The organism is Aeromonas sp. FDAARGOS 1408, from assembly GCF_019048665.1.
Classification (GTDB): Bacteria; Pseudomonadota; Gammaproteobacteria; order Enterobacterales; family Aeromonadaceae; genus Aeromonas; species Aeromonas dhakensis.
Genome location: NZ_CP077394.1, coordinates 3,014,753 through 3,027,093 on the forward strand (window position 1 = coordinate 3,014,753; position 12,341 = coordinate 3,027,093).

The 12,341-nt window shown below is 63.0% G+C and carries 10 protein-coding genes; 8 read left to right on the plus strand and 2 right to left on the minus strand.

Annotated features, from left to right (window positions below):
- Nucleotides 1–31 precede the first annotated feature (31 nt).
- Nucleotides 32–1,195 carry an FAD-dependent monooxygenase gene (locus I6L38_RS13745; RefSeq protein WP_043171222.1) on the minus strand — a complete coding sequence of 388 codons (1,164 nt, stop codon included), beginning with the start codon at nt 1,193–1,195 and terminating at the stop codon, nt 32–34.
- A gap of 267 nt (nt 1,196–1,462) precedes the next feature.
- On the opposite strand from I6L38_RS13745, the gene miaB reads away from it, so the two are divergent.
- From miaB to lnt, 5 genes are all read left to right on the plus strand, one after another.
- The gene (miaB, locus tag I6L38_RS13750; RefSeq protein ID WP_043171223.1) at nt 1,463–2,896 is read left to right on the plus strand and encodes a tRNA (N6-isopentenyl adenosine(37)-C2)-methylthiotransferase MiaB; all 1,434 of its coding nucleotides are present in this window, start codon (nt 1,463–1,465) and stop codon (nt 2,894–2,896) included.
- Nucleotides 2,897–2,951: 55 nt separating this feature from the next.
- On the plus strand, nt 2,952–3,995 hold the full coding sequence (locus I6L38_RS13755) for a PhoH family protein (protein ID WP_010633155.1): 1,044 nt from the start codon (nt 2,952–2,954) through the stop codon (nt 3,993–3,995).
- Entirely contained in the window at nt 3,992–4,456 is a 465-nt protein-coding gene (ybeY, locus tag I6L38_RS13760; protein ID WP_017787985.1) for an rRNA maturation RNase YbeY, read from the plus strand. Before I6L38_RS13755 ends, ybeY begins: the two co-directional genes overlap by 4 nt.
- 95 nt (nt 4,457–4,551) lie before the next feature.
- Entirely contained in the window at nt 4,552–5,436 is an 885-nt protein-coding gene (corC, locus tag I6L38_RS13765; RefSeq protein ID WP_005298259.1) for a CNNM family magnesium/cobalt transport protein CorC, read from the plus strand.
- A 208-nt stretch (nt 5,437–5,644) separates the two neighbouring features.
- A complete protein-coding gene (lnt, locus tag I6L38_RS13770; RefSeq protein WP_025201276.1) occupies nt 5,645–7,189 on the plus strand; it encodes an apolipoprotein N-acyltransferase in 1,545 nt (514 codons plus the stop codon).
- 228 nt (nt 7,190–7,417) lie between these two features.
- Here lnt and I6L38_RS13775 read toward each other — a convergent pair whose 3' ends face one another.
- Complete coding sequence (locus tag I6L38_RS13775) at nt 7,418–7,906, minus strand: zinc ribbon-containing protein (protein WP_005298255.1); 489 nt, start codon at nt 7,904–7,906, stop codon at nt 7,418–7,420.
- A 145-nt stretch (nt 7,907–8,051) separates the two neighbouring features.
- On the opposite strand from I6L38_RS13775, the gene leuS reads away from it, so the two are divergent.
- From leuS to holA, 3 genes are all read left to right on the plus strand, one after another.
- Nucleotides 8,052–10,631: a leucine--tRNA ligase gene (gene leuS, locus I6L38_RS13780; RefSeq protein WP_010633152.1), complete on the plus strand. Its 2,580-nt coding sequence runs from the start codon at nt 8,052–8,054 to the stop codon at nt 10,629–10,631.
- 148 nt (nt 10,632–10,779) lie between these two features.
- Nucleotides 10,780–11,262: an LPS assembly lipoprotein LptE gene (lptE, locus tag I6L38_RS13785; RefSeq protein WP_005298250.1), complete on the plus strand. Its 483-nt coding sequence runs from the start codon at nt 10,780–10,782 to the stop codon at nt 11,260–11,262.
- Between the two features lie 27 nt (nt 11,263–11,289).
- Entirely contained in the window at nt 11,290–12,321 is a 1,032-nt protein-coding gene (gene holA / locus I6L38_RS13790) for a DNA polymerase III subunit delta (protein WP_216988638.1), read from the plus strand.
- The last annotated feature ends 20 nt before the right edge of the window (nt 12,322–12,341 follow it).

The following is a 12,341-nucleotide window of genomic DNA, read 5'->3' on the forward strand; positions in this document are numbered from 1 at the left end:
GCTCTCCTCCCTCATGATGGCGCCACGCGCCTTAAACCAGCCCCAGCGCATAGCGTAGCGCCATCTCCTTGAGCGGGCCCGCCTTGTCCGCCAGATTGAGGGCCAGGTTGCGGGCCAGCTTGAGGGGGCCTATCTCGTTGCTGAAGACGCCGTAGAAGAGATCCATCCCCGACTGCATCAGCAGGTTGTCCGGGCGGCGCCGCCGTTCATAGCGGGTCGCCAGTTCGGGCTTGTGCCACTCGGCACCGGCACTGTGCAACAGATCCGCCCAGCAGGCCACGTCCTTGAAGCCGAGATTGACCCCCTGCCCCGCCAGCGGGTTGATGGTGTGGGCGGCATCGCCCAGCAGCACCACCCGGCCGGCGTGGTAGTCGTTGGCGTGGCGGCGCACCAGCGGGAAGCTCCCCTTGCCGGTCGCGGAAAAACCACCGAGGCGAGCCGGGAAGTGGCGGCGCACCTCGGCGGCCAGCCCCTCGTTGCTCATGGCCGCCAGCGTCCGGATCCGGGCCGGACTGTCATACCAGACCAGGGAGCCGTGCCGGCCCGGCAGCGGCAGGAAGGCGCGCGGACCGCTCGGGGTGAACTGTTGCCAGGTGATGTCTTCCTGCTCGAAGTCGGTGTCGATGTTGATCAGCATGCAGTGCTGGCGGTATTCAAAACGCGACACCCCGATGCCGGCCAGCTGGCGGGTGCGGGATTCGGCGCCATCGCACGCCAGCACCCAGCGGGCGGCTAGCTCGCTGCCATCATCCAGGGTCAGCACCGCCTCGTCCGCGCCCTGGCGCAGGCTGGTCACCGCTGCCGGGGTGTGGGTCTGGATGTTGGGGAAATCTTCCATGCGTCTGAGCAGCGCCAGCTGCACCAGCCGGTTCTCGATGATGTAGCCGAGCTGGGGCAGGCCGAGGTCGGCGGCGTTGAAGTGGGTGGCGAAACCATCCAGCTCCCAGGTCTCCAACCGGCGATAGGGGCACAGCCGCATCTGTTGCAGGTGTTGCCAGGCACCGGCCTGCTCCAGCAGCGCCACCGAGGCCTGACTGATGGCGGAGACCCGCAGATCCAGCGGCTGCTCGGGGGCGTACTGCTCCGGCAACCGGGTCTCGATGACCCGGATGGAGAGGCCCTGCGCCGCCAGCAGACAGGCGGTGGCGGCGCCGACCATGCCGGCCCCGACAATGGCGATATCACACTGTTCCATAACTTGATTCCTGCAAGGGGTGGGCCCGGGCAAGGGGAGAGCGCAGCCGGACCGAATGGTCACATGATACCGCAAGGGGCGCCGAGAAACAGTGAAGGCCGTGGAGAATTAGTGCGCCAAATCAAGGAGAAAGCCGATGCCTGCCGAGGTGGCTACGGCTGCGTTCCGACCATGGCGGGCTGGATATTTGCTAGGCAGTCTCCGGATTGCGGAGTAAAATGCCCGGTCCTTTGACCATGCCGCATTCAAAACAAGTCAAGAGAAGCAATGAGCAAGAAACTTCACATTAAAACCTGGGGCTGCCAGATGAACGAGTACGACTCGTCCAAGATGGCCGACCTGTTGGATGCCAGCAATGGCTACACGCTGACCGAAGAGCCCGAAGAGGCAGACGTCTTGCTGCTCAACACCTGCTCCATCCGCGAAAAGGCGCAGGAGAAGGTGTTCCACCAGCTGGGACGCTGGAAAAAACTGAAAGCGAACAAGCCCGGTCTGGTGATCGGCGTGGGCGGCTGTGTCGCCTCCCAGGAGGGGGACAACATTCGCACCCGCGCCCCCTATGTGGACATCGTGTTCGGTCCGCAGACCCTGCATCGCCTGCCCACCATGATCAAGCAGGTACAGGAGGGGCGCGGCGCCCAGGTGGACGTCGCCTTCCCCGAAATCGAGAAGTTCGACAGCCTGCCCGAGCCGCGCGCCGAAGGGGCGACCGCCTTCGTCTCCATCATGGAAGGCTGCTCCAAATACTGCTCCTTCTGCGTGGTGCCCTACACCCGCGGCGAGGAGGTGAGCCGACCGCTGGACGACGTGCTCTATGAGATCGCCCAGCTCGCCCAGCAGGGCGTGCGCGAAGTGAACCTGCTCGGCCAGAACGTCAACGCCTATAGGGGCCCGACCTTCGACGGCGGCATCTGCACCTTCGCCGAGCTGCTGCGACTGGTAGCCGCCATCGACGGCATCGACCGCATTCGCTACACCACCAGCCACCCCATCGAGTTCACCGACGACATCATCGAGGTCTACAGGGACACCCCGGAAGTGGTCAGCTTCCTGCACCTGCCGGTGCAGAGCGGCTCCGACCGCATCCTGACCATGATGAAGCGCCCGCACACCGTGCTGGAGTACAAGTCCAAGATCCGCCGCCTGCGCGCCGCCCGTCCCGACATCACCATCAGTTCCGACTTCATCGTCGGCTTCCCGAACGAGACGGACGAGGATTTCGAGGCCACCATGAAACTCATCGAGGATATCAACTTCGACATGAGCTTCAGCTTCATCTACAGCCCGCGCCCCGGCACTCCGGCCGCCGATCTGCCCGATGATGTCGACATAGAGGTGAAGAAAGCCCGCCTGAGCCGCCTGCAGCACGTCATCAACAACCAGGCGATGCAGATTGGCCGCGCCATGCTGGGCTCCACCCAGCGCATCCTGGTGGAAGGGCCCTCCAAGCTCGATCCCATGCAGTTGTGCGGCCGCACCGAGAACAACCGGGTGGTCAACTTCGAAGGCCCGCACACCCTGATCGGCGGCTTTGCCGACGTGGAGATCACCGAGGTGCGCCCAAACTCCCTGCGCGGCAAGTTCCTGCGCGGCGAGAACGAGATGAACCTGCGCATCGCCACCGCCCCGAGCGAAATCCTGGCCCGCCGCCCGGACAACGTACCGGACCAGCTGGGCGTGGCCGCCTTCACTCCCCACTAATCTGTTCACCCCATCCGGCCCCGGCCGGATGGGATCGCGTCAAGACGAGGACACTTTGAGCCGACACCTCTCGACCCTGAATCTGCATCTGGAACCCGCCGACAACCAGCGTCTCGCCAGTCTGTGCGGCCCGTTCGATGACAACATCAAACAGCTGGAGCGCCGCCTCGGCGTCGAGATCAGCTACCGCGACAACCACTTCCAGCTGCTGGGCAAGCAAGCCCAGGTGGACGCGGCCGCCGTCATCATCAAGCACCTCTATGTGGAAACCCAGCCGCTCAAGGGCGGCAAGGTGACCGACATCACCCCCGACATGGTCCATCTGGCCATTCAGGAGTCGCGGGTGCTGGAGCAGGATGACGAGCCGGCACCGAGCATCCCCTATGGCAAGGAGGTGACGGTCAAGACCAAGCGTGGCCTCATCAAGCCGCGCAGCCCCAACCAGGCCCAGTACATCGCCAATATCGTGCGCCACGACATCTGCTTCGGCATAGGCCCTGCAGGAACAGGCAAGACCTATCTGGCGGTAGCGGCGGCGGTGGATGCGCTGGAGCGCCAGGAGATCCGCCGCATCCTGCTGACCCGGCCGGCGGTGGAAGCGGGCGAGAAGCTCGGCTTCCTGCCCGGTGATCTCTCCCAGAAGGTGGACCCCTACCTGCGCCCGCTCTACGACGCCCTGTTCGAGATGCTGGGCTTTGAGCGGGTGGAGAAGCTGATGGAGCGCAACATCATCGAGGTGGCGCCGCTCGCCTACATGCGCGGCAGAACCTTGAATGACGCCTTCATCATCCTGGACGAGGCCCAGAACACCACCACCGAGCAGATGAAGATGTTCCTGACCCGCATCGGCTTCAACTCCAAGGCGGTGGTGACCGGTGACATCACCCAGATAGACCTGCCCCGCAACCAGAAGTCGGGCCTGCGCCATGCGCTGGAAGTGCTGCAGAATGTCGACGGCCTGTCGTTCAACTTCTTCCAGTCCGCCGACGTGGTGCGCCACCCTGTGGTGGCCCGCATCGTGCAGGCCTACGAGGCGTTCGATGCCAAACAGGCGGCCGACAAAGTCGCCACCCACACCAGTAAAGAGAGTGCCCAATGAGCGTGACCCTGGATCTGCAACTGGCCAGTGCCAACACCGACGGCCTGCCGAGCGAGGCCCAGCTGCAGGGCTGGCTCGACGGCACCATTCTCGGCTTCCAGCAGGAGGCCGAAGTGACGGTGCGCATCGTCGACGAGGCGGAGAGCAACGAGCTCAACCTCACCTATCGCGGCAAGGACAAGCCCACCAACGTGCTCTCCTTCCCGTTCGAGGCACCACCCGGTCTGGAATTGCCGCTGCTCGGCGATCTGGTGATCTGCCGCCAGGTGGTGGAGCGCGAAGCCATCGAGCAGGGCAAGCCACTGATGGCCCACTGGGCCCATATGGTTGTGCACGGCAGTCTCCATCTGCTAGGTTATGACCATATCGAGGATGACGAGGCCGAAGAGATGGAAGCGCTCGAGCGCGACATCATGCAGGAGCTCGGTTTCGCCGATCCTTATCTGAACGACGAAGAGTAAACCGCGGGATGGTCATCGCCTTGAAACAGCCGATGCCCATCCTCATATAGCCACAACGATTTCAAGTGTGTTCATACGAGTAACCAAGAGAGAAAATGACCGACGATCACCCTAGTACCGGCTCGCCGAAGAAAACCTGGCTCGACAAACTCAGCCAACTCTTCCAGGGCGAGCCAAAAGACCGCAACGATTTGGTGGAAGTGATAGCCGACGCCGAAGAGCGCGATCTCATCGATCAGGACACCAAGGACATGATCGAGGGGGTGCTCGAAATTGCCGAGCTGCGCGTGCGCGACATCATGATCCCCCGCTCCCAGATGGTGACCATCGAGAAATCCCAGCCGGTGGACGAGATCCTGCCGGTGATCATCGAGTCGGGCCACTCCCGCTTCCCGGTGATCAACGAGGACAAGGATCACGTGGAGGGCATCTTGCTCGCCAAGGATCTGCTGCCGTTCGGGTTCGGCGGCCACCACGCCAGCGAGCCGCTGCAACTGGAGAATATCCTGCGCCCCACGGTGATCGTGCCCGAGAGCAAGCGGGTCGACCGGCTGCTCAAGGAGTTTCGCGAAGAGCGCTACCACATGGCCATCGTGGTGGACGAGTTCGGCGGCGTCTCCGGTCTGGTGACCATCGAGGACATCCTTGAGCTCATCGTCGGCGAGATTGACGACGAATTCGACGACATCGAAGACGAGCCGGACGAGATCCGCCGCATCAGCAAACGGGTCTTCTCGGTGAGCGCCCTCACCGAGATCGAGGATTTCAACGACTTCTTCGGTACCCAGTTCAGCGATGAAGAGGTGGATACCGTCGGCGGTCTGGTGATGCACGCCTTCAGCCACCTGCCCAAGAAGGGCGAGGAGATCGAGCTGGACGGCTACCTGTTCAAGGTGATGCATGCCGACAAGCGTCGTCTGCAGCAGTTGCAGGTGAAGATCCCCGACAACCATGTCGCGGCACAGTCCGAGGCCCAATAAGCCCTGGTCCGAGTCAACAGCGCCCCGCCCGTCGGGGCGCTGTTCGTTTGACCACGTGCCCCCTGTTTCCCACCGGCTACCGGGCCCGTCATCACCCTTTTATCCCCTCGCTTCGGGCCGTCGGCCGGGAGGCTCGCCGTTGACCGCCTTTACGGGTTAAGATACCGGCCATTCAACCCATAGCAGTCCAATCCGAGCCTCATCGCCCGTGAAATTACAGCCCGCAAAATCGAAACTTCTGACCAGCCTGTTTGCCATGGCCTCTGGCGCCATCGCCGTGCTGGCCTTCTCCCCCTTCAACTACTGGCCGCTGGTGATCCCGTCCCTGCTCGGCCTCTACGCCCTGCTGGACAAGGCCACCCCCAAGCAGGCGGCCTGGCGCGGCTTTGGCTACGCCATGGGGCTGTTTTTGCCGGGGCTGTGGTGGATCCACGTCAGCATGACCATGTTCGGCGGCATCGCCCTGCCGGTCGCCTTCGTGCTGCTGGCCGGGTTGTCGGCCTATCTGGCGCTCTATCCGACCCTGGCCTGCTGGCTGTTTGCCCGTTTCTTCCGCGAACGTCACTGGAGCCGCTGGCTGCTCGCCTTCCCGGCGCTCTGGCTGATGGCCGACTGGCTGCGTGGCTGGGTGATGACCGGCTTCCCCTGGCTCTGGTTTGGCTACAGCCAGATCGACGGGCCCCTCAAGGGCTTTGCCCCCATCCTCGGCGTACAGGGCATCACCCTCGCGCTGTTGCTGACCGCCTCCGCCCTCTGGCTGCTCTGGCAGAGCCGCAAACCGGCCTGGCTGCTGGTGCCGGTGGCCCTGGTGGGCGCCGCCCAGGGGCTGATGCAGCTCAACTGGGTGACCCGAGGTGAACCGGTCAAGGTGGCGCTAGTGCAGGGCAACATCGAGCAGTCCCTCAAGTGGGATCCGGAGGCCCTGGTGCCGACGGTGCGCAAGTATCAGGATCTGAGCCGCGAGAACCAGGATGCCGACATCATCGTCTGGCCGGAATCCGCCATCCCGGCCATCGAGAAGGAGATGGGCAACTACCTGGAGAGCCTGGACAAGGCGATGAAGGTGAACGATACCGGCCTGCTGGCGGGGATCATCCATTACGATCTCGAGCAGCAGCGCTTCTTCAATACCGTGCTCGGCATGGGGGTGCAGGATGCGGAAGGCAAGGAGTCCTACTACTACCAGCACAAGAACCGCTACTACAAATATCACCTGCTGCCCATCGGCGAGTTCGTGCCGTTTGAAGATCTGCTGCGCCCCATCGCGCCCTTCTTCAACCTGCCCATGTCCTCCTTCAGCCGCGGGGACGAGGTGCAGCCGAACCTGATCGCCAAGGGGCTCAAGTTTGCCGCCGCCATCTGCTACGAGATCATCTTCCCGGACGAGGTGCGCCGCAACGTGCAGCCGGATACCGACTTCCTGCTGACCGTCTCCAACGACGCCTGGTTCGGCACCAGCATCGGTCCCTGGCAGCACATGGAGATCGCCCGCATGCGTGCCCTCGAGCTGGCCCGCCCGCTGCTGCGCGACACCAACACCGGCATCACCATAGTCACCGAGATCGACGGCAGCATCATCGCCCAGATCCCGCAGTTCGAGGCTGGCGTGCTGCGCACCGAGGTGCGTCCCGCCCACGGCGTGACCCCCTATCTGCGCTTTGGCAGCTGGCCCATGTACGGCATCGCCGCCCTGCTGCTGGCGCTGGGACTGGGGCTGCGCCCCCGTGCCCACCCCTGGGCGCGCAAGGGCTGAGGCAACACAAGGCAGATAAACAAGAGAGGCGCCCAGGGGCGCCTCTCTTCTGTTCAGTCTGATACCCGCTCAGAACCTGTTCAGGCTCTGCAACGAGAGGTCGTCAGCAAGGTAAAGAGCAGCGCAGGAACCGGAGCGTATAGATATACGTGAGAACTATCGGTTACAAACAAGCGAGCAGTACATGAGCCTTGATCACGGCCTCGCAGTAAGAGTGTGGACAGGTTCTCAGGGCGAGAGCGGCTCACGGTGATACTCATCGGCCCCGCACTCGGGGCAGGTGCCAAGCTGTTCCGGGTGCAGCACGGTATGGCGCCACTCGCAGTGATCGCACACCAATACCCCGAGCCCCACCCAGTCACCGGCCCGGTAGACCCCCTTGTGCTCCAGCTCGTCCGCCAGCTCCTGCCACTCCACCTGGGTGCGGTCGGTCACGTCCGCCAGCCAGGACCAGGCGGTATCTTTGAGCGCCAGCATGAAGGCGGACTCCTCCACCTGCTCATCCTTGCGCCCCTCGTCATAGTTGCCCAGATCTCGCTTCACATACTCGGCGATCAGCGCCAGCTCGTCCTGGGTCAGATCCCCGGCCGCCTCCAGATAGGCCTGTACTTTGGCGATCATCCGGTTGAGGCGCTCCCCCTGGAACTGTTCTGTCTCTTGCCACTGCTTTTGCAGTTCGGCAATGAAGGCTTCGTACCCTTTTTGACGTTTGTCCATGGCCGTTACTCCTCTACTGAACCCTGATCGAGCCCGGCTTAAGGCCCGAGGGACGCTGGCGGTTGTTGCCGCCGCAGGATATGGGTATTCTATTGCGATTTCCCAGCTGATTTATCTATCCATTTCACAGATCCGGATGTCACCAATGCAAGAGCAATACGTTCCCCAATCCATAGAACCAGCAGTGCAAAAGCACTGGGATGCCAAGAAAACCTTCAAGGCGGTGGAGAAAGTAGACAAGGAAAAGTTCTACTGCCTCTCCATGTTCCCCTATCCGTCTGGTCGTCTACACATGGGGCACGTTCGCAACTACACCATAGGTGATGTGATCTCCCGTTATCAACGCCTCAATGGCAAGAACGTGCTGCAACCCATCGGTTGGGACGCCTTCGGCCTGCCGGCGGAAAACGCCGCCATCAAGAACAACACGGCACCGGCGCCCTGGACCTACGAAAACATCGAATACATGAAGAACCAGCTGAAGATGCTGGGTCTGGGTTATGACTGGGATCGCGAGCTGGCTACCTGCAAGCCGGACTACTACCGCTGGGAGCAGTGGTTCTTCACCAAGCTCTACGAGAAGGGTCTGGTCTACAAGAAGACCTCCTCCGTCAACTGGTGCCCGAACGACATGACGGTGCTGGCCAACGAGCAGGTTGTCGACAACTGCTGCTGGCGCTGTGACACCCCGGTGGAGCAGAAAGAGATCCCCCAGTGGTTCATCAAGATCACCGACTACGCCGAAGAGCTGCTCAACGACATCGACAACCTGGAAGGCTGGCCTGAGATGGTCAAGACCATGCAGCGCAACTGGATTGGCCGCTCCGAAGGGGTCAACATCAGCTTCGCCATCGACGGTCAAACTGAGCATCTCGAGGTCTACACCACCCGTCCTGACACCTTCATGGGCGTGACCTATGTGGGCATCGCCGCCGGTCACCCGCTGGCGCTGCAGGCCGCCGAAAGCAATCCGGAGCTGGCCGCCTTTATCGAAGAGTGCAAGAACACCAAGGTGGCCGAAGCCGAGCTCGCCACCATGGAGAAGAAGGGCATGGCCACCGGCCTCTACGCCATTCACCCGCTGGATGGCCGCAAGGTGCCGGTCTGGGTCGCCAACTTCGTGCTGATGAACTACGGCACCGGCGCCGTGATGGCAGTACCGGGTCACGACCTGCGTGACCACGAATTCGCCACCAAGTACGGCCTCGAGATCAAGCCGGTCATCAAGCAGGCCGACGGTGAAGCGCCGAACGTGATCGAAGCCGCCTACGCCGAGAAGGGCGTGCTGTTCAACTCCGGCGAGTTCGACGGTCTCGACTTCCAGGGCGCTTTCGATGCCATCGCCAACAAGCTGGAAACGCTGGGCCACGGCAAGCGCACCGTCAACTACCGTCTGCGCGACTGGGGTGTCTCCCGTCAGCGCTACTGGGGCGCCCCCATCCCGATGCTGACCCTGGCCGACGGCACCGTCGTGCCGACCCCGGAAGATCAGCTGCCGGTGCTGCTGCCGGAAGACGTGGTGATGGATGGCATCCAGAGCCCGATCAAGGCCGATGCCGAGTGGGCCAAGACCACCTACAACGGCCAGGAAGCGTTCCGCGAGACCGATACCTTCGACACCTTCATGGAGTCCTCCTGGTACTACGCGCGCTACTGCTCCCCGGACTACGACAAGGGCATGCTGGATCCGGCTGCTGCCAACCACTGGCTGCCGGTGGACCAGTACATCGGTGGCATCGAGCACGCCTGTATGCACCTGCTCTACGCCCGCTTCTTCCACAAGCTGCTGCGTGATGCGGGCCTGGTGAACAGCGACGAGCCGTTCAAGCGCCTGCTCTGCCAGGGTATGGTGCTGGCTGACGCCTTCTACTACAAGGACGAGAAGGGCGGCAATGTCTGGGTCAGTCCGCTCGACGTCAAGGTTGAGCGCGACGACAAGGGTCGCATCACCAAGGCGGTCGACCTCGAAGGCCGTGAAGTGATGCACTCCGGCATGACCAAGATGTCCAAGTCCAAGAACAACGGCATCGACCCGCAGCTGATGGTGGAGCGTTACGGCGCCGATACCGTGCGTCTGTTCATGATGTTCGCTTCCCCGGCCGAGATGACCCTGGAGTGGTCCGACTCCGGTGTAGAAGGTGCCCAGCGCTTCCTGCGCCGCCTGTGGCGCATCACCTTCGAGCACGTCTCCGGTGGCGCCGTTGCCGCGCTGGATCTGGCCGCCCTCACCAGCGACCAGAAAGCCGTGCGCCGCGAGCTGCACAAGACCATCGCCAAGGTGAGCGACGACGTGGGTCGCCGTCAGACCTTCAACACCGCCATCGCCGCCATCATGGAGCTGATGAACAACCTGGCCAAGCTGGGCAGCGACGCTCAGGATCGCGCCCTGATGCAGGAAGCGCTGGAAGCTGTGGTGGTCATGCTCTACCCCATCACCCCGCACATCGGCTTCGAGCTGTGGAAGATGCTGGGCAAGGGCGACGACATCGATCACGCGGCCTGGCCGGTGGCCGACGAGGCCGCCATGGTCGAGACCGAGAAGCTGGTGGTGGTGCAGATCAACGGCAAGATGCGCGGCAAGTTGACCGTGCCGGCCGAGATCAGCCAGGCCGACGTCGAGAAGCTGGCCATGGCCGATGCCTCGGTACAGAAGTTCACCGACGGCCTGACCGTACGCAAGGTGATCTACGTGCCGGGCAAGCTGCTCAACATCGTAGCCAACTGATGCCATATCGCTTACTGGCAACCGGGTACCGGTTCGGGTCGACGCAACTGCGTCGCCAACGGAGCGGTTGCCAAGCGGTCACAGCAAACGGATGATAACGGCGGGCCCTGCGCCCGCCGCTCTTCACTTCATGCAAAGAGGATTTTCTATGGGCACCACCCTCACCCGCTGGATGGCCATCCTGCTGACCGGTCTGCTGCTGCAGGCCTGCGGCTTCCAGATGCGCGGCACCGCCATCCCGCCCGAGTTGATGACCATGAAGGTGGTCGGTGACAACAAGAGCGACTTCTACCGGCTGGTCACCACCCGCCTCAAAGCCGCTGGCGTCGAACTCGCCGACAAGGAGGGCATTCCGGTGCTGACCCTGTCCGGCGTCGGCAGCACCAGTCAGGTCGCCTCCGTCGACTCCATCGGCCAGGCCCGTGAGTACGTGCTGGGCTACAACACCCAGTTCACCGTCTCCATGCCGGGCAAACCGACCCAGGTCTTCCCCATCGCCTTCAACCGCAGCTTCCTGAACAAGCCGGACGCGGCGCTCGCCTCCTCCCGCGAGCAGGAGCAGCTCGGCAAGGAGATGCAGGAGCAGGCCGCCAACCTGGTGATCCGCCAGCTCAGTCAGGTCAAATTCTGATGCGCCCATCCTGATGAGAGTGTGTTGATGAGAGTCTATCCCGAGCAGTTTGCGGATCATCTCAAGGCAGGGCTCAAGCCCTGCTATCTCATTTTTGGGGACGAGCCCTTGCTCAAGCTGGAAGCCATCGATGCCGTGCGCCAGGTGGCGCGCAAACAGGGCTTCGATGAGCGCCACAGCTTCGTGGTGGAACAGGGGCTGGACTGGAATCAGGTCTACGATGCCTGCCAGGCCATGAGCCTCTTCTCGGCCCGCCAGATCATCGAGCTGGAGCTGCCGGCCAAGGTCGACAAGGAGTTGGCCGCCCGCATCAGCGAGATCGGCAAGCAGCTGCACCCCGACCTGCTGCTGGTACTGAGCGGCAATCGTCTCAACCAGACCCAGATGAAGGCAGCCTGGTTCGACAAGCTGAGCCAGAGCGGCACCTATGTGCCGGTCAACCACCCCGAGCCCCGCTTCTTTCCGCGCTGGATGAGCGCCCGCTTCCAGCGCTTCGGCCTCAAGGCGCTGCCGGATGCGGTCAACTTCATGTGCCACTCCTACGAGGGCAACCTGCTGGCCGCCAGCCAGGAGATAGAGAAGCTGACCCTGCTCTCGCCGCCCCAGCCCATCAGCGTCGCCTATCTGCAGGAGACCATCATCCGCCACGCCCACTTCACCCCGTTCCAGCTCATCGACACCCTGCTGGAAGGGAAGGTGAACCGGGCCCAGCGCATCCTGCTGGCCCTGCGCGCCGAAGGCACCGAGCCCGGCATGCTGGCCTGGACCCTGTGCCGCGAGCTGGAGCAGCTCACCGAGCTGGCGCTGGCGGCCCGCGCCGGTCAGCCGCTGGTGGAGCACTTCTCCCGATTGCGCATCTGGCAGAGCCGCCAGCAGCTTATTCAGCAGGCGCTGACCCGGCTCCCCTTCGCCAAGCTGCAGCAGTTGTGGCAGCTGATGGCCCGCCTCGACGACGCCCAGCGTCGCTTCGATACCGAGCAGGCCTGGCTGATGCTGCAGACCATCGCCCTCGGTTTTCGCGATGGTACCCCCTTGCCGCTGGCGGGATCTGACATATGAGCCAGCCCGTCGACATCCCG